Below are 17,220 nucleotides of genomic sequence, written 5' to 3'. Positions count from 1 at the left end.
ATATTGTACTGTTATATTTTCATCCTATCTAGATAATAATAATATATATCTCTATTATACAATAGATTCAGTTTTATACAAGACTAATAACGAGGTGTGACAATGGATAATTTTAAGAAAAGATTGTTAAATGAACTACCCAACTTTAAAGAATATTCTTTGAAGTTCTTAAATGAAGAGATAAATAAAATGCAATACAAAGGCTTTTCTGGTGGATATGGAGTTTATGCTCAAAGGGACAAAAAGTCTTTTATGATAAGGCTTAGAGTATCTGCTGGAGTTTTATCCAAATATCAACTTAATAAAATTTACGAAATGGCTGTTAAGAATGACTTAAATAAAATACACTTAACAACTAGACAAGCTATACAACTACATGATTTGTCTATAGACTCCATTGTTGATGTTATGGAAGAAGGAATAAAAAACGACATCTTTACTAGAGGTGGTGGTGGTAATTATCCTAGAAATGTCGGATTATCTCCACTATCGGGAGTTGACCCTGATGAAGCCTTTGATGTTACTCCATATGCAGTTGCTACTGATAAATATTTTATCAAAAATGCTACTACATATAATTTACCTAGAAAATTAAAGGTTTCTTATTCTAGTTGCTATACAGATGCTGCTCATTGTAGCATACAAGATTTAGGATTTGTGGCTACTTTAAAAGATGGTAAACCATATTTTAGAGTTTTCTTAGGTGGAGGTTTAGGTAAACAACCTAAGGTTGCTTTAGAGCTTGGTGAACTTATAAAACCTACAGATGCACTATACTGTGTTGAAGGTATGATTAAGTTTTTTATGGCTTATGGTAATTATGAAAATAAAAATAAAGCTAGAGTTAGATATATGGTCGAAACACTTGGTGAGAAGTTGTTTTTAGAGAAGTTTAAAGAATATTATAAAGCAGAAAAAGAAAAAGGTAACCTTGAACTCAATGTTGAAGAAATAGATTACTCAAAACCTGGTGTTAAAATAGATGTTCAGGATTCTAGATTGATACCTCAAAAACAAGATGGTTTATACACTGTATATATACATCCTGTTGGGGGTATCTTATCGACAAATGATTTAAGTATTTTACTTCAAGAATTAGACATTATTGAATCTCCTATGATTAGACTAGGAATGACAGAGGGATTATACATCTTAAATTTAAATGGAAATGAAGCAAAAAAAATATTGGAAATAAGTAAGACTATTAGTTGTAATTCTCAACTAGAACAAAGTATCTCCTGTATAGGTGTTCCAATATGTCAAATGGGTATACAAAACAGTCAGAAAATGTTACATGAAATCATAGATTACTTTAGATCGCAAAATAATGAAGAAATTTTAAATAAAGCTCCTAAATTATATATATCAGGATGCTTAAATTCATGTGGTGTTCATCAAGTTGGTAGTATCGGTTTATGCGGTAAAAAGAAGAGTGTTGATGGTGTATCTACAGATGCATTTGAATTGTTTGTTGGAGGCAGTTTTGAGATAGGCAAAACTAAATTAGGAAAATCTATAGGTGATTTTAAAGCTAGTGATATTCCTGAAATGCTTTATAAAATATCTGAAGTTTCTTCAGGAGATTTTTATGAGTGGATAAATTCTAATAGTGATATTTTAAATAAAATAACTGATAAGTATAAGATATAATTTATTATGTTTGCTTATAAAAAATGAGATAGCTATAAGCTATCTCATTTTTTATAAGTAATTTAAGTTTTCTTATTTATAAACTATTTTAGATAAATCACAAATCTCTAACATAGTATCATATATTTGTTTAAGTAAACCAAGTCTATTATTCTTAATAGCTTCATCATTATCCATAACCATAACTGAATCAAATAAGTTATCAACTACTGGTCTTAAAGATGCAAATTCATCCAAAGCAACACCATATTTCTTATCTTTCAATAATTCTTTAACTTTTACTTTTACTTGTTTAAACTCATTGTAAAGTTTGATTTCTGCATCTTCTTTTAATAACATTTCGTCAACTTTATCACAATCTGCTTTTTGAGCTAAAGTAGAAACTCTATTAAATGCAGTAAGCATTTCCACTAACTCATCTTTTTCTAACCAATTATTAAGCTCTAAAGCTCTCATATGCATATCAGAAACATCATTTATATCAGAACTTAATACAGCATCAACAACATCATATCTTATACCTAAATCTTTAAACAGATTTTTCACTCTCTCATTGAAGAAATTCATTATTTGTTCAACAACTTCTTCTTTGTTAAAATCTAAGTCAGAATAATTATCTAAAGCATGTTCAATAAGCACTTTTATATCTACAGCAACTTTTCTATCCATTAGTATACTAAGTATACCTAAAGCTTGTCTTCTTAAAGCATATGGGTCTTGAGAACCTGTCGGTTGTATCCCTATAGCAAAGAAACCTGCTATTGAATCCAACTTATCAGCTATTGATAATGCAACCCCGGCATTAGTTTTAGGAAGTATATCTCCTGCAAATCTTGGAAGATAATGTTCAAAAATAGCTTCGCTTACAACATCATTTTCTCCTCCAACTTTTGCATATTCTTTTCCCATAAAACCTTGTAATTCGTCAAATTCTCCTACCATTCCAGTAACTAAATCTGCCTTACATAACTTAGCAGCTCTTATAGCGTCTGTCTTTTCATCTACTAAACCTAAACTATCAAGTATATCAGCACTTAATTTTTCAAGTCTTAAAGTTTTATCATAAATAGTTCCTAGTTTTACTTGGAATACAACAGTTTTTAATTTTTCTATGTAGCTTTCTAAGTTTCTCTTAGTATCTTCTCTATAGAAAAATAAAGCATCTGCAAGTCTTGCTTCTAAAACCTTTTCGTTTCCAGCTTTAACATTATCTATTCTGTAAGAATCACCATTTCTAACAGCTATAAAGTTAGGTAACAGTTTTCCATCTTTAAGCACTGGGAAATATCTTTGATGTTGTTTCATAGGAGTTATAACAACTTCTTTTGGTAATTTTATATAATCTGTATCAAATTCTCCATAAAAAGCAGTTGGATACTCAACTAAGTAAGTTACTTCTTCAAGTAAATCTTCATCAAATTCAACTTCTCCACCTAAAGAATTTGCAACTTCTATACATTGTTTTCTTATAATTTCTTTTCTCTTATTTTGGTCTAAAACTATATAATTTTTTTCTAATTTTTCAAGATAGTCTTCTATAGAATTTACTTCTATTGTACTTTCTCCTAAGAATCTATGACCTTTTGTTATATTAGAAGATATTATTCCTTCTAAGTCAAACTCTAATACCTTGTCATTCAACAATGTAACTATCCATCTTATAGGTCTTGCAAATTTAAGATTTTTACCTCCCCAACGCATAGCTTTTGGGAATACTACAGATTTTATAGTCTCTGGTAATATATCTTTTAATACTTCTGAAGTCTCTTTTCCATCTTGTTTTATAGTTGCAAATATATATTCATCTTTACCAACTTGTTTAAAGTATATATCAGACTCACTTAATCCTTTGCTTTTTATAAATCCTAATGCTGGCTTTGTTAAATTATTTTCTGCATCAACAGCAATTTTTTTAGCAGGACCTTTTATTTCTTCTTCTAAGTCACTCTGTTTATCACTCAATCCTTCAACTACCAAAGTCAGTCTTCTTGGTGTACCATATGCACTTATTTTGTCAAAAGATATTCTATTTTCATCAAATAATTTGTTAAGATTGTTTTTTAATTGTTCTAGTGTACTGCCTACAAATCTAGATGGCATTTCTTCAACACCGATTTCAAATAAAAGATAATTTTTCATTATTTGTCACCGTCCTTTAAAAGAGGGAATCCCATTTCTTCTCTTTGTTTTACAAAAGTTTCTGCAACAGTCTTTGCCATATTTCTAACTCTACCTATAAATGATGCTCTTTGACTAACACCTATTGCGCCTCTTGCATCCAATGTATTAAATGCATGAGAGCATTTTAATACATAATCATATGAAGGTATTACAAGTCCTTTTTCCATAAGTCTTAATGCTTCTTTTTCATATATATCAAACAGATTAAACAGCATATCTGCATCACATAATTCAAACGCATACATTGAGTTTTCATACTCAGCTTTATTAAATACTTCACCATAAGTTATTTTATCATTCCATTTTAAATCATAAACACTATCAACTTCTTGAATGTACATAGCTAATCTTTCTAATCCATATGTAATTTCTCCTGTCTCAAGCTCACATTCAATATTACCTACTTGTTGGAAATACGTAAATTGTGTTATTTCCATACCATCTAGCCAAACTTCCCATCCAAGTCCCCATGCACCAACTGTAGCAGCTTCCCAGTTGTCTTCAACAAATCTTATATCATGCTCACTTGGGTCAATTCCAATTTCTTTTAAACTTTCCAAATACAACTCTTGTATATTATCTGGAGATGGCTTTAATATAACTTGGAACTGATGATGTTGATATAGTCTGTTTGGGTTTTCACCATATCTTCCATCTGCTGGTCTTCTTGAAGGTTCTACATAACATACTTGCCAAGGCTCAGGTCCTAGTGATCTTAAAAAAGTATTTGGATTCATAGTTCCTGCACCTTTTTCAATATCATAAGGTTGCATCATGATACAACCTTGCTTTGACCAGTATTTTTGCAACGCTAGTATCATCTCTTGAAAATTCATAAAAATCCCTCCTATAACAATAAAGCCTCTCGTCTACACGAAAGGCTATTTTAATAGTTCTTCTACAACTTTTAGAATATCAAATTCTATAAAATTTGTCAATGTTAGTGATAATTCTTATAATTATCTTCTCTTCATTTTTTAAAAGTCACTTTATATCTATTTATTTTCGTCTTCGTCTTCTTTATTCTTTTCAAATTCTTCTTTCATAAGGTCAGCAGTTACATCTTTATCATCTTCTTTTTTGTCAACCACTACATCCTTAACATCTTTAGCAGCATTAGTTATCATATTCTTCAAAACATGAAGTTTTTCTTCATTCAACTCACCTAAGTCTACGATTTCTCCATCTTCTTCATTTTGAACTTTTATACGATATTTACTTATAACAGCAGCTGATAAGCCTACTAAAGTAGCTAATGGAACAAAAGCTAATCCAACAACTCCAACTGTTAAAGGAATGTTCATCATAGTTTTTCCATCTTTCTCAACTATTACTCTTACTACACTACTTTTTCTAAGAAGCTCTTTTAGTTGAAGTTTTATATTTTCTCCATCTTTACCAAACACTTCTTCCATAGTTTCTTTAGCAGATTTTGCTTTACAATTACAAGTATTTTTTTTATTTTCTAAATATATTACTGCCTCAATTACGTCTCCATTGCATACTACTAATGCTTCTTTTGCTTCTGCATAAGTTGCTCCTGGAACTCTTTCAAAGACTGAATCAACCATTTCAATAGTTATATTACTACTCATCATTATCCACTCCCTTATTGTTTTTTACACTTTGTAATACGTGTAATGATTTAAAATTAATATTATCAACATAAACTTTCAAATACTTGTCTAGAATATTTTCAAGCTCATGTGTTATATATTTTGATACTTTAGCTTTACTACATGTTAAAATATCATTCTTTAATACATATTCCATAAGACTTATAGTTGTTAAGTCTAATTTTATGTTATTATCAAAAAGTTTACTACACTTACTACATAGTATACCACCTTCATAGATATTAAACACAGAATTTTGTAAAATTTTACATTCACAATTAATGCATTTATTTACTATAGGTTTAAATCCTATATAGTCTAAAAACTTCAACTCGAATGCTGCTGTTATAAACCTATTATCTGTATTCTCCTGTGTATACAAGTACAATGTCTGTGCAAGTAATATAAATAGCCTATTATTAGTCTGATTTTCAAGTATAGAATTCTCAACTAATTTTGTAATATATGTAGCATAAGAAAATGCTTCTATATCATAGGATATATTATAAAAACTTTTTATTATTTCACTTTGAGTAACCTTGTACATATTACCTTGTTTTTTTAAGGTAAAATTGCTATAAGAAAATAACTGTGATGATGAAAGTAAAGAGCTCTTATTTTTTTTAGCTCCTTTTGCTATTGCAGATACTTTTCCAAGCTTTCTTGTAAATAGTGTAAGTATTACGTCACTTTCCTTGTACCTTATAGCTTTAAGTACTATCCCCTGGGTGTTCAGGATTATCATCGTCTTCTTTTTTCTCCCTTACTTCTTCAATTTCTTCATGTATGTTTTTGCAATCACAGAAATATAGATATGCATCTATACTACCTGTTTTTTTAAAAACTTCCCAACTTATATTGTTCATTTTTAAAAAACCCCCTTCTTACATTTATACTTATATTTTTAGTAAGAAGAGGATAAATCATACATAAAGTTATTAAACAATTTTTGACAATAATGCCGTTGTTATTATAAAGTAAACTGCTATACCAGTTATATCAAGAGCTGTAGATATAATTGGTGATGAAACTGTAGATGGGTCTGCATCCATTTTTTTTAATAGAACAGGCATAAATGCACCTATTGTTGCACCTAAAACCATATTTATAAATAATGATATTGAAACAATTAGTACAATGTCTAATTTTCTCATAACAAAGTAAATCACAATACCAGTTATTATACTACATAAAAGACCTGTAATAATTCCTACAATACCTTCTCTTACCACATTACTAAAATTTAAATCTTTATTAGATAGTGTTATTACTGTAACAGATGATGATTGAGTTCCAATATTTCCACCCATACCTATTACTACAGGTATAAAGAACACTAATGGAGCATATACAGGATTCATTATATAATCTAAGTTAGAAAGTATTAAGGAAGCTAATAATCCTCCTATTAATGTAATAATTAACCAAGGTAATCTTCCTCTAAGTGCTGATATTGTTTGCTCTTTCAATGTAGGATTTTCTTTTTCAGCAACTTCTCTTTCATGTTCTGAACTTCCTGCAAATTTATACATATCTTCTGTTGCTTCTTCTTCCATTACATCGATTATATCATCTACTGTTATTATTCCTTTTAATTTTTCTTGTCTATCAACTACTGGAATTGCTATTAAGTTGTATTTAGATACTAATCTTACTGCTTCTTCTCTATCTTCATCTACATAAACAGAGATTATATTTTCACTCATTAATTCTTCTACTATATTTGCATCTCTTGCTATTATTAATTCTCTTAATGATAATACTCCAACTAGTTTTTCTTCATCATCAACCACATATATATAATAAATAGTTTCAGCTTCTTCAGCTTCTTCCCTCATATGGTCTATAGCTTCAAGAGCTGTCATGTCTTTATTTATAGATATATATCCAGTCGTCATTGTTCCACCAGCAGAATCTTCATCATAGAATAACAGTTCTTTTACATACTCAGCATTTTCTTGATTCAAAAGATTTATTATATGTTCTCTCTCTTCTTCTTCAAGCTCACTTAATTTATCTGCCATATCTCCAAGAGACATAAGTTCAAGTATATTTTTTGAGTGTTCTACATCAAGCTTAGATAAAATACTAACAAAAAACTCTACACTACCTTCTTCTAATATAGAAGATGCCATATCTAAAGGAAGTACTTCAAATAATTGAATTTTCATGTCTTCCTCTAAATTTTCCATTATATCGAATATATCAATTATATGATATTCCTCTATTAATTCTCTTAACTCCAATACTTTATTATTAGCAATTAATGATTTTACTTCATATAATAAATCTTGGGAAGCATCCAGTTTCCTATCCATATAACCCACCTTTATTTATCATTATATCCAAAATTATTTATATAATTTTGTAAATTTCTCCAATTTTCTTTAACCTTAACCCATAATTGAAGATTTATTTGTGACCCTAAAAGTAATTCTATATCTTGTCTTGCTGATTTTCCTATTCCTTTTAGTTTCCTACCATTCTTTCCTATTATTATTCCTTTATGTGAATCTCTTTCACAATATATCACAGCAGATACATCCACTATCTCTTTATCATTTCTTGCTTTCATTTTTTCAATTTCAACAGCTACACCATGAGGTATCTCATCATTAAGATAGTGAAGAACTTTTTCTCTTATAAGTTCTGCTATTAATACTCTCTCTGGTTGGTCTGTAATCATATAATCTGGAAAATACTTTGGACCTTCTTCTAAATAATTTTGTATAACTTTTATTAAGGTATTCGTGTTTTTTCCTTTTAATGCTGATATTGGCACTATTTCTTTAAAAATACCTTCATTATCATACATTTTGATTATATCAAATAACTCATCTTTTTGGTCTAGTTGATCTATTTTATTTACAACTAGAATTATTGGTGTTTTAACACTTCTTAAGTCCTCCATTATCTTTCTATCTCCAGGACCTATTTTTTTAGAATCATCAACTACAAATAATATCAAATCTACATTTTTGAAGGCATCTGTTGCTGCCTTCACCATAAATTCACCTAACTTATTTTTTGGTTTGTGAATGCCTGGTGTATCTAAAAATACTATTTGCATCTCTTCATCTGTATATACTGCTTGTATTGTATTTCTTGTAGTTTGAGGCTTATCACTCATTATAGCTATTTTTTCTCCAACTACATTATTCATTAAAGTAGATTTCCCTACATTTGGTCTCCCTACTATACTGACAAAACCTGATTTGAACATTAACTGTCTCCTAACTTTATTTATCTTCTTGTTTTAATTATTTATATTTTTTAAATCTATTTTAAATCATTTCTAGAGAAATAGTTTGGCAACAAATCCTTTATATCTTGCTCAAAAACCTCTCCTTTAGTATATCCTGTTATTATTTTTATATCAGAACCAAACTCTATAATTACCTGTCTGCATATTCCACAAGGATATGTTTGCTCATTATTTTCTGAGTTGTCACTTGCTATAGCTATTTTATATATATCTTTGTCTCCTTCTGATATTGCTTTAAAAATAGCTGTTCTTTCTGCGCAATTTGTTCCACCTAATGATGCACATTCAATATTACACCCAGTATAAACTTTACCACTCTTAGTTAAAAGAGCTGCACCTACTCTAAAACCAGAGTAAGGAGCATAAGAATGTTGCCTGGCATTTTCTGCCAACTTTAACAATTCTATGTTATCCACAACATCTCCTCCTGTATACAATAATTAAAAGTTATTTTTATTTAATACTCTACATTATATCATAAAAATTTAATTAGCACAGATTTGTTTTATTTTAAACATTTTATGTACATTTATTTTAATTGTAGAACATTCCAAGCTGAAACACTAGTATAGCTATTAATACACCTAACAAAGCTCCAGCTATAGTTTCCCAAAATGTATGTATTTTTCCTTCAATCCTACTTTGGGCAACTAATACAGCCATTATATATGCAAGAGTAGACGCAACTACTCTTTCAGTCATAAGTGTAATTGCAGTTGCTATAGCAAATGCTAATGCAGCATGACCACTTGGCATACCTCCTTTTAGAGGTGTTCCTGTAGAAGTCAATGCTTTTACAACCACTACAGCTATAAGAACCAATAATATACATATCAAGGTTATATGTAATTCTGATTCTCTTATCTTATAAATTAATATCCCAGATATATCTGTCAATTTATCATAAAATAAAATATATCCAACCACTACTGAATTTAGTGCTGCCACTAGAACACCACCTGCTGCAACATCTTTTGCTATCTTAGCAAGTACATGGTATTCATCAGTCACTAAATCAACAGCCTTTTCTATAGCTGTATTAAACATCTCAGCAACTACAACTAAACATATAGACATTAATAACATTATCATTTCTAATTTTGAGAAGTTAAAAAACAAACTTATTATAAGCACAGCAACTGAGCCTAAATAGTGTATTTTCATATTTCTTTCAAATTTAAATGTATACAATATCCCTTCTATAGCTGCATTAAAAGCTTTAATTATACCTTGACGAGTTTTTCCTGGTTTCATAAAAACTACTCCCTTGTTATGTTTAACTTATTCAATATATGTTCTTCTTTTTCTCTCATTTCCTTTGTATTCTCATCTGTATCATGGTCATAACCTAAAAGATGAAACATACTATGACATATTAAAAAACACACTTCTCTTTCAAAACTATGGTTATACTCTATACTCTGTTCTAAAGCTCTTTCAAGAGACACTACTATATCACCTAGAGATTCTTCTTCTAACTCAACATCCTCAAAATCATCACTTAAAAGAGGAAATGATAAAACATCAGTTGCTCTATCAACACCTCTATATTCTCTATTTAACTCATGAATCTCTTTATTATCTACAAAAGAAAGACTCACCTCATAATTATCATCATATCCTTCATAATCCAAACATTCTATGATTATATCCTTTATCTTTTCAATTAGCTCTTCATTTACTTCTAATTTATCTTGTCTATCATCTAATATCAAATCCATTAATTACACCTACTTTTTATTCATTAATAATGCTATACATCTATATTACTACACTTTTACTTTCTTTTGAAAGTCTTTTCCTGTATTTTCATTTTTTTACGTTCTTCTTTTTTAAATTCTTCTCTTTTATCATGTTTCTCATAAGCTCTTATTATCCTCTGTACTAACTCATGTCTTACAACATCTCTATCTGTTAACATTATAGACCCAATCCCTGGAACTCCTTTAAGAATCTCTGTAGCTTGTATTAGACCACTTTTCTTATTTTGTGGTAAATCTGTTTGTGTTATATCACCTGTAACTACAGCCTTAGAGCCAAATCCTAATCTAGTTAAAAACATTTTCATTTGCTCTGAAGTAGTATTTTGAGCTTCATCCAATATTATAAAAGAATTATCAAGTGTTCTACCTCTCATAAAAGCAAGTGGTGCAACTTCAATAGTGCCTCTTTCCAAATATTTATTAAATTTATCAGCACCTAACATTTCAAATAATGCATCATATAATGGTCTTAAATATGGGTCAACTTTATCCTTTAAATCCCCTGGTAAAAAACCTAGACTCTCCCCAGCTTCCACAGCTGGTCTTGTAAGTATAATTCTACTAACCTCATCTCTTTTAAAGGCTTTTACTGCCATAGCTACTGCAAGGTAAGTCTTTCCTGTTCCAGCAGGTCCAACGCCAAAAGTTATATCATTATTTTCTATAAGCTTTATATATTCTTTTTGACCTAGTGTTTTAGGTTGAACAGCTTTCCCTCTTTGTGTTATAACAATGGTTCCCTCAAGTTCTTTTATTTTTTGTTCACTACCTTCAAGTAAAAGGGATAACGAATAAGAAATACTCTGTTTATCTAAATGTTTACCATTTGATACAGTTTGATGCAATTCATTCATAAGCTTTAGTGCAGAATCTACATTTTTTTCTTCTCCAATTAAAATTATATTGCCTTCTCTAAGTATCACATCTATATTTAAAGTTTTCTCTATTAATTTTACATTTTCATCAAAATTTCCAAATAATTCTCTTTCAAAATTTCCATCTGCTATTGTAAATTTTTTTTGTATTATCAATTGAATTGTTCCTCCTCAAGTTTTAAGTTTAATTTTATTAGTTATTGTTACTATTATTATTTTGACTGTTGTTACTATTTTGATTACTATTATTTTCATTAGAGTTATTTTTATTATTATCTTTAGTATCCTCATCAAAGTCATTTCTTATATCATTTAATGGTCTTTTTTCTGGATTAGAAGGAACTTCCTCTTCTCCTTCTTTTGGTTTACTTTCTTCCTTTATAAATCTTTCTGCTTCTGATTTACTAAGAGGATAAATTTTAGCAATATTTTCACTAGTTTGAACTGTTATTAAATATTCTAACATGTTTTTATTAACCTTAAAGTTATGTTTTACATCTATTATTCTAGCCGAAGCTGGGATTATGTATTCTAACTCTTTTAAAGCTTTTTCAGATAATTCTTTTTTCAACTCTTCTTTATTTCTTTTTACCTCAACTTTTTTTGTTTCATAGAAGGTACTCGTCTTTATCTTTATTGGAAAAGTATAATCTCCTATTGCTAATTTTTTTTCTTTATTTTCAACAACATAATTTTTATATTTTATATTTTTCCTCATTGTAAATTCTTTATCATAAAAGCTTATTGTGTATATGTTTTTCTTTTCTCCTGTCTTTTTATTTACAGTGTCCACATAACTTGCCTTCTTGGCAGATTCATAAAAAGTACTTGCCCATACTTCTGGTATTGATTTTGTATTAGCTCCATTTAGCAATACATCTCCCTTTTGTACTATATCTCCAGATTTAATAACGGATTTACCACTTCTAGGGATTACCTTTTCTATTATACCATTTTTTAAAGCAATTACATTACAATAATTTGATTGGTCTGTAGATTTTAGGGATTCTGCTTTTTTCGTAACAGTAACAAATATATTTGTTCCTTTTACATTAATAGATAAATACGCCACATCATTAAATTTCGACATCATATGGTCTCTAACTTCTTTTCTATCAATACTCTTCTTATAAACTCCTGGCCTTACTCCAACCTTGTAAAGCTCACTTCTGAGAGCTTCTTTTTTTATACCTTCAGGAGATTGTATATATACATCTGTCACAAACTGCGATGTCGACATCAATAAAAATAAAGAGAGAATAGCACAAATCCACATACCTTTGTGCTTATAAATTCTTTTAATAATAAAAGGAACCCCTGTTTTTTGTTTTACCTTTATCTCAAACTTACTGCCTCTATAAATATTCTTAAATTCTTTTATATCTTGTCTATCTATATGAAACTCAATTTTAGTATTTTTTATTCTAGTTACATTGTAAACACTTATCCCATTTCTTATAAGATGATTTAAAAATTGTTCAAGTCCTACTCCTTCCACAACTATAACATAGTATCCCCTTATAAAGCTTATCAAGTGTATCTCCTCCTAATCAACATACTCCATATTGTAGATAATTCCTTTTATACCTATCTCACTATCAGTAATATACTTAAGCGAAAGTTTATCACCAGATATTTTAATCGTTTTAACTTTGGTCTTTATTCTTATTAAATCAACTTCATACTCAAGTATTGATAGATAATTTTCTATACTAATAAACGTATTACCTGTAACAGTAACAACTGGTTGATTTACCTGTAAATCAGTGGATATTTCTAACATAAGCATTACCCCCTTAATTAATTTTATGCTTGAAATAGGTATTTATGCACTTTATTGATGTTATAACAGATTAGTTCTAAAATTTTTATACAATAAATACCCTAATAATTAATATATTATTTAAACAATAAAAAGGTAATCATATTGATAAAAAATCAACATGATTACCTTTTTATTTTTCTTATATAGAATCTACAATGTATACAATTTTTTTATTAGTCTTGTTCTATTAAACCATATCCACCAGCTTTACGCTTATACACTATGTTTATTTCAAAATTATCTTGATTTCTAAACATATAGAAATTGTGTCCTACCAATTCCATTTGAAGTATTGCCTCTTCTGAACTCATAGGTTTTACATTAAATTTCTTTCTTCTTTCTATAACTATATTTTCATCTTCTTCATCATCATAATCATAATCATTAAATTCACTGCTGTTATCTATAAAGTCAACATTTTCAAATCTTATGCTCTTATTATTTTGACCTTTGTCTTTAACTTTAGTTTTATACTTGACAACTTGTCTACTTAATTTGTCACAAACAATGTCAATTGCTGCATATAAATCATCTTCTACATCTTCTGCTCTTATTATTTGCCCACTAATAGGAATTATTGTGACCTCAACTTTTTGTCTATCCTTTTTCGCACTTACTGTTACTTTCACTTCTGATTCAGGATCAAGGTATTTTTCTAACCTACTTAATTTTCCATCTACGTATCCTTTTATTCCGTCAGTTAATTTCATTTGTCTCCCAGATACTATTATTTGCATAAAAACCTCTCCCTTCAAGCCTTTCCAATTCTAATACTTTAATATGTTAATCTTTAAATACAATTTTGATAAATTTATTATATTTAAATTAATATTATTGTATATGAAAATGATTCTTTTTAATAGTCTATTCATTTTTTATTTGATATGATATTATTAAAAGTACAGGGTAATTTACAGAATCTTTACATTCTATTTATTAATAAACCATATAAAATAATTCAAGAATCCAGCATAAACAAGCCACATCAAATAAACCAAATTTATGTATCCAGCTCTCTTATCTATTTTAGAAAACTTTGAAATCATTATTACAGAAACCAAAATCATTATTATTATGTCTACTAAAGCTGTAAATCTAAGTCCAAATCCAAAAAATAATATAGTCCAAACAAAATTTAATGCAAGTTGTAACCCATAATAAAAGATTGCATCTCTTACTTTAGGTAAATTGTAACCCTTTCTTAATATTAAATATGAAGATATACCCATCAATATGTACAATATAGTCCAAACTATCGGAAAGATAAATGCTGGTGGTGCAAAGCTTGGCTTTGTGAGCTGTAAATAGTAGGTTGAGATATCTGTCCCACTAATAATCATTGTTAAAACACTACTTAAATAACCTATTATTAATGGTATCAATATGTTTATCAAAAAATTTCTAATTTCCTTTACTGATATAATCAAATTCTTCCCCTTCTTTCAAAATTTTCTTTGATTATAGATATGCTCAAATATGACTTGTTATTCTCAAAAAATATAAAAAGCCTAGAGATTTCTCTCTAGGCTATATCAATCTATTGTAAGTTTTGTTTTACCAACTTATTTATAAGTTTTCCATCAGCTCTTCCTTTAACCTTTGGTTGGATAACTGACATTATTTTTCCCATATCCTTCATAGAAGTTGCTCCTACTTCAGATATAGTAGATTTTACAATTTCTTCTAACTCTTCTTCGCTTAATTGTTGAGGTAGGTACTCTTTTAAAACTTCAATTTCAGCTTCTGTTTCTTTTATTAAGTCTTCTCTTCCAGCTTTTTCAAATTCAACTAATGCATCTCTACGTTGCTTTAATTGCTTTGCTATTACATCGATAATTCCATCTTCATCAAGTTCGACTCTATTATCAACCTCATACTGTTTAATGGAAGCTCTTATTAAAGTTACTACAGATTTTCTCACTGTATCTTTGTTTTTCATAGAAGATTTCAAATCCTCTTGTAACTTTTGCTTAAGGGACATCCCCTTCACCTCTTTATTCTTATTTACTACTATTTCTTAGCGTTTTTTCTTCTTGCTGCTTCAGCTTTTTTCTTACGCTTAACGCTTGGCTTATCATAGTGCTCTCTTTTTCTCACTTCTGACATGATGCCAGACATTGCACATTGACGCTTGAATCTTCTTAAAGCGCTGTCTAATGTTTCATTCTCTCTAACTCTTACTTCTGACATTTCTTTTTCCCTCCCTCCAATAGCGCAATTATGCTGGGACTGTAACTATGTTCTTTTTGCATAATATGCATTACAACCTAACACTTTGTTTATTATAAACTAAATTTTTACTTTTATCAAGTATTTTTATCAAGAAGGAACTCAATTTTTCAATAATTTAGTTTAGTTTTGTCCCGCTTCGTAATTAGGAAGCTTTTTACCAGCTAAAATATGATAGTGCAAATGTTTAACTTCTTGCCCTCCATCACTTCCACAATTATTTATGATTCTGAATCCAGTTTGGTCAAAACCTTTCTCCTTAGCTATTTTATTAATAACAACATGAATATGTGACACAATATCCATCTCTTTATCAGGAATATCAATTACACTATCGTAATGTTTTTTAGGTACTACCAATATATGGTATGGAGCAACTGGGTTTAAGTCGTTAAATGCTAAGACTCTATCATCTTCATAAACTTTAGTTGAAGGTATTTCTCCGTTCGCTATTTTACAAAAAATACAATCCATTTTTTCCACCTCCTATCTTATAAATATTATAATTTCTACATGTTATATCAAAATTCCTTCTACATATTCATCTTTTACATCATTTATTTTCACTTTTAATATCTGACCTTGTATATTTTTGTCACTTTCAACAACAACTCTTATATAATTTGATGTTAGTCCCTCAAATTTATTGCCTTCTGTATTTTGTTCAAATAAAACATCTAACTCACTTCCAATAAATTTATTTGCAAATTTATTAAAATTTACTTTGCTTAAATTTAAAAGTTGCTCACTTCTAAAATGTTTCATTTGAGGGTCAACCTGATTTTCCATAGTCGCAGCTGGAGTCCCTTTTCTTGGTGAGTATTTAAAAATATGCATTTGTGAAAGCTCTATTTCTTTTAAAAACTCATATGTTTCTTTAAACTCATCGTTTGTCTCTCCTGGAAATCCTACTATCACATCTGTAGTTATTGCGACATTTGGCATTTTACTTCTCAACCTATCTACAATAGTTTTGTACTCTGAAGTTGTGTATCTTCTATTCATTCTTTTTAAAGTTTCATCACATCCACTTTGAAGTGATAAATGGTAATGAGGACAAACTTTATCCATCTTTAAAACTTCATTCACAAATTCATCTGTAAATAAGATTGGTTCAACAGAACTAAGTCTAATTCTCTCTATTTTATCTATTTCATTTATTTGTTTTATTACATCAAGAAGTTTAATATCCTTATCTTTTAAATCTTTTCCATAAGAGGCAACATGTATTCCTGTTAATACGACCTCTTTATAGCCATTATTAGCCAATTTTTTTACTTCATCGACTATACTATCAATATCTCTACTTCTAACGCGTCCTCGTGCATAAGGAATTATACAGTAGGTACAAAATCTGTCACACCCATCTTGTATTTTCATAAATGCTCTAGTCTTTCCGTTAGTTTGGCTGATTTCTATTTCTTCAAATGCTTTAACCTTCATTATATCATCAACTGTACTAACTTTCTTACTTGCATCTATCTTTTTAATTTCTTCAACAATCTTTCTTCTGTCATTTGTACCCATAACTAAATTTACTTCTTCTATATCCAAAATTTCCTCTGGAGATACCTGAGAATAGCATCCCACCACGGCTATTACTGCATCTGGATTTTTCTTTTTAACTCGTCTTATATATTGACGAGATTTTCTATCACTCATATGAGTAACCGTACATGTATTTATAACATAAACATCAGCATATTCTTCACTATTAACTTGTTCATAACCATCTTTTTCAAATAGCTCTAACATAGCCTCAGTTTCATATTGATTGACTTTACACCCAAGTGTATAAAAAGCTACTTTTTTCAAT

The 17,220-nt window shown here is 29.1% G+C and carries 20 protein-coding genes; 1 reads left to right on the top strand and 19 read right to left on the bottom strand.

Annotated elements, in window-relative coordinates:
* Window positions 1-102: 102 nt before the first annotated feature.
* Window positions 103-1,650: a nitrite/sulfite reductase gene (locus Q3223_RS02185; RefSeq protein ID WP_074178422.1), complete on the top strand. Its 1,548-nt coding sequence runs from the start codon at window positions 103-105 to the stop codon at window positions 1,648-1,650.
* Window positions 1,651-1,722: 72 nt separating this feature from the next.
* On the opposite strand, the gene glyS is transcribed toward Q3223_RS02185, so the two are convergent.
* The 19 genes from glyS to mtaB all read right to left on the bottom strand — a co-directional run bounded on the left by glyS (window position 1,723) and on the right by mtaB (window position 17,219).
* On the bottom strand, window positions 1,723-3,789 hold the full coding sequence (gene glyS, locus Q3223_RS02180; RefSeq protein WP_054277177.1) for a glycine--tRNA ligase subunit beta: 2,067 nt from the start codon (window positions 3,787-3,789) through the stop codon (window positions 1,723-1,725).
* Window positions 3,789-4,667 carry a glycine--tRNA ligase subunit alpha gene (gene glyQ / locus Q3223_RS02175; RefSeq protein WP_021385338.1) on the bottom strand — a complete coding sequence of 293 codons (879 nt, stop codon included), beginning with the start codon at window positions 4,665-4,667 and terminating at the stop codon, window positions 3,789-3,791. Before glyQ ends, glyS begins: the two co-directional genes overlap by 1 nt.
* A gap of 159 nt (window positions 4,668-4,826) precedes the next feature.
* Window positions 4,827-5,426, bottom strand: coding sequence for a DUF4342 domain-containing protein (locus tag Q3223_RS02170; protein WP_021385335.1), 600 nt, complete (start codon window positions 5,424-5,426; stop codon window positions 4,827-4,829).
* Complete coding sequence (gene recO / locus Q3223_RS02165) at window positions 5,419-6,192, bottom strand: DNA repair protein RecO (RefSeq protein ID WP_054271045.1); 774 nt, start codon at window positions 6,190-6,192, stop codon at window positions 5,419-5,421. The genes Q3223_RS02170 and recO overlap by 8 nt, the downstream gene beginning before the upstream one ends.
* Complete coding sequence (locus Q3223_RS02160) at window positions 6,158-6,313, bottom strand: YqzL family protein (RefSeq protein WP_003416649.1); 156 nt, start codon at window positions 6,311-6,313, stop codon at window positions 6,158-6,160. Before Q3223_RS02160 ends, recO begins: the two co-directional genes overlap by 35 nt.
* A gap of 72 nt (window positions 6,314-6,385) precedes the next feature.
* Window positions 6,386-7,765, bottom strand: coding sequence for a magnesium transporter (gene mgtE / locus Q3223_RS02155; RefSeq protein WP_054271046.1), 1,380 nt, complete (start codon window positions 7,763-7,765; stop codon window positions 6,386-6,388).
* 11 nt (window positions 7,766-7,776) lie between these two features.
* On the bottom strand, window positions 7,777-8,670 hold the full coding sequence (gene era / locus Q3223_RS02150) for a GTPase Era (RefSeq protein WP_227832377.1): 894 nt from the start codon (window positions 8,668-8,670) through the stop codon (window positions 7,777-7,779).
* A 56-nt stretch (window positions 8,671-8,726) separates the two neighbouring features.
* Complete coding sequence (locus Q3223_RS02145; protein ID WP_407811532.1) at window positions 8,727-9,128, bottom strand: cytidine deaminase; 402 nt, start codon at window positions 9,126-9,128, stop codon at window positions 8,727-8,729.
* 118 nt (window positions 9,129-9,246) lie between these two features.
* Window positions 9,247-9,966: a diacylglycerol kinase gene (locus Q3223_RS02140; protein ID WP_021385290.1), complete on the bottom strand. Its 720-nt coding sequence runs from the start codon at window positions 9,964-9,966 to the stop codon at window positions 9,247-9,249.
* A gap of 5 nt (window positions 9,967-9,971) precedes the next feature.
* Complete coding sequence (gene ybeY, locus Q3223_RS02135; protein ID WP_021385287.1) at window positions 9,972-10,433, bottom strand: rRNA maturation RNase YbeY; 462 nt, start codon at window positions 10,431-10,433, stop codon at window positions 9,972-9,974.
* A 56-nt stretch (window positions 10,434-10,489) separates the two neighbouring features.
* Window positions 10,490-11,506, bottom strand: a complete 1,017-nt coding sequence (locus tag Q3223_RS02130; protein WP_054271049.1) for a PhoH family protein — start codon at window positions 11,504-11,506, stop codon at window positions 10,490-10,492.
* Between the two features lie 37 nt (window positions 11,507-11,543).
* Window positions 11,544-12,884: a sporulation protein YqfD gene (gene yqfD / locus Q3223_RS02125; RefSeq protein WP_054271050.1), complete on the bottom strand. Its 1,341-nt coding sequence runs from the start codon at window positions 12,882-12,884 to the stop codon at window positions 11,544-11,546.
* A gap of 12 nt (window positions 12,885-12,896) precedes the next feature.
* Window positions 12,897-13,133: a YabP/YqfC family sporulation protein gene (locus Q3223_RS02120; RefSeq protein ID WP_021385288.1), complete on the bottom strand. Its 237-nt coding sequence runs from the start codon at window positions 13,131-13,133 to the stop codon at window positions 12,897-12,899.
* A gap of 215 nt (window positions 13,134-13,348) precedes the next feature.
* Window positions 13,349-13,912, bottom strand: coding sequence for a ribosome hibernation-promoting factor, HPF/YfiA family (gene hpf, locus Q3223_RS02115; protein ID WP_054271051.1), 564 nt, complete (start codon window positions 13,910-13,912; stop codon window positions 13,349-13,351).
* 192 nt (window positions 13,913-14,104) lie between these two features.
* Window positions 14,105-14,602, bottom strand: a complete 498-nt coding sequence (locus Q3223_RS02110) for a TspO/MBR family protein (protein ID WP_054271052.1) — start codon at window positions 14,600-14,602, stop codon at window positions 14,105-14,107.
* 110 nt (window positions 14,603-14,712) lie between these two features.
* Window positions 14,713-15,156, bottom strand: coding sequence for a GatB/YqeY domain-containing protein (locus tag Q3223_RS02105; RefSeq protein ID WP_054271053.1), 444 nt, complete (start codon window positions 15,154-15,156; stop codon window positions 14,713-14,715).
* A 29-nt stretch (window positions 15,157-15,185) separates the two neighbouring features.
* Window positions 15,186-15,365: a 30S ribosomal protein S21 gene (rpsU, locus tag Q3223_RS02100; RefSeq protein WP_003416618.1), complete on the bottom strand. Its 180-nt coding sequence runs from the start codon at window positions 15,363-15,365 to the stop codon at window positions 15,186-15,188.
* Between the two features lie 162 nt (window positions 15,366-15,527).
* Window positions 15,528-15,878 carry a histidine triad nucleotide-binding protein gene (locus tag Q3223_RS02095; protein WP_054271054.1) on the bottom strand — a complete coding sequence of 117 codons (351 nt, stop codon included), beginning with the start codon at window positions 15,876-15,878 and terminating at the stop codon, window positions 15,528-15,530.
* Window positions 15,879-15,920: 42 nt separating this feature from the next.
* A complete protein-coding gene (gene mtaB, locus Q3223_RS02090; RefSeq protein WP_074178427.1) occupies window positions 15,921-17,219 on the bottom strand; it encodes a tRNA (N(6)-L-threonylcarbamoyladenosine(37)-C(2))-methylthiotransferase MtaB in 1,299 nt (432 codons plus the stop codon).
* Between the last annotated feature and the right edge of the window lies 1 nt (window position 17,220).

This window comes from Clostridioides sp. GD02367, assembly GCF_045900275.1.
Classification (GTDB): domain Bacteria; phylum Bacillota; class Clostridia; order Peptostreptococcales; family Peptostreptococcaceae; genus Clostridioides; species Clostridioides difficile_A.
The sequence above is the reverse complement of the archived record's forward strand: the minus strand, read 5'-3'. Positions and strand labels throughout refer to the sequence as shown.

Bases quoted from the DNA above. Each gene is read 5' to 3' on its own strand.
- rpsU (WP_003416618.1), bottom strand. From the start codon at position 15,365: ATGTCAGAAGTAAGAGTTAGAGAGAATGAAACATTAGACAGCGCTTTA.
- Q3223_RS02170 (WP_021385335.1), bottom strand. From the start codon at position 5,426: ATGAGTAGTAATATAACTATTGAAATGGTTGATTCAGTCTTTGAAAGA.
- Q3223_RS02140 (WP_021385290.1), bottom strand. From the start codon at position 9,966: ATGAAACCAGGAAAAACTCGTCAAGGTATAATTAAAGCTTTTAATGCA.
- recO (WP_054271045.1), bottom strand. From the start codon at position 6,192: ATGATAATCCTGAACACCCAGGGGATAGTACTTAAAGCTATAAGGTAC.
- hpf (WP_054271051.1), bottom strand. From the start codon at position 13,912: ATGCAAATAATAGTATCTGGGAGACAAATGAAATTAACTGACGGAATA.
- Q3223_RS02160 (WP_003416649.1), bottom strand. From the start codon at position 6,313: ATGAACAATATAAGTTGGGAAGTTTTTAAAAAAACAGGTAGTATAGAT.
- Q3223_RS02095 (WP_054271054.1), bottom strand. From the start codon at position 15,878: ATGGATTGTATTTTTTGTAAAATAGCGAACGGAGAAATACCTTCAACT.
- glyS (WP_054277177.1), bottom strand. From the start codon at position 3,789: ATGAAAAATTATCTTTTATTTGAAATCGGTGTTGAAGAAATGCCATCT.
- mgtE (WP_054271046.1), bottom strand. From the start codon at position 7,765: ATGGATAGGAAACTGGATGCTTCCCAAGATTTATTATATGAAGTAAAA.
- glyQ (WP_021385338.1), bottom strand. From the start codon at position 4,667: ATGAATTTTCAAGAGATGATACTAGCGTTGCAAAAATACTGGTCAAAG.
- era (WP_227832377.1), bottom strand. From the start codon at position 8,670: ATGTTCAAATCAGGTTTTGTCAGTATAGTAGGGAGACCAAATGTAGGG.
- Q3223_RS02105 (WP_054271053.1), bottom strand. From the start codon at position 15,156: ATGTCCCTTAAGCAAAAGTTACAAGAGGATTTGAAATCTTCTATGAAA.
- Q3223_RS02120 (WP_021385288.1), bottom strand. From the start codon at position 13,133: ATGTTAGAAATATCCACTGATTTACAGGTAAATCAACCAGTTGTTACT.
- Q3223_RS02185 (WP_074178422.1), top strand. From the start codon at position 103: ATGGATAATTTTAAGAAAAGATTGTTAAATGAACTACCCAACTTTAAA.
- ybeY (WP_021385287.1), bottom strand. From the start codon at position 10,433: ATGGATTTGATATTAGATGATAGACAAGATAAATTAGAAGTAAATGAA.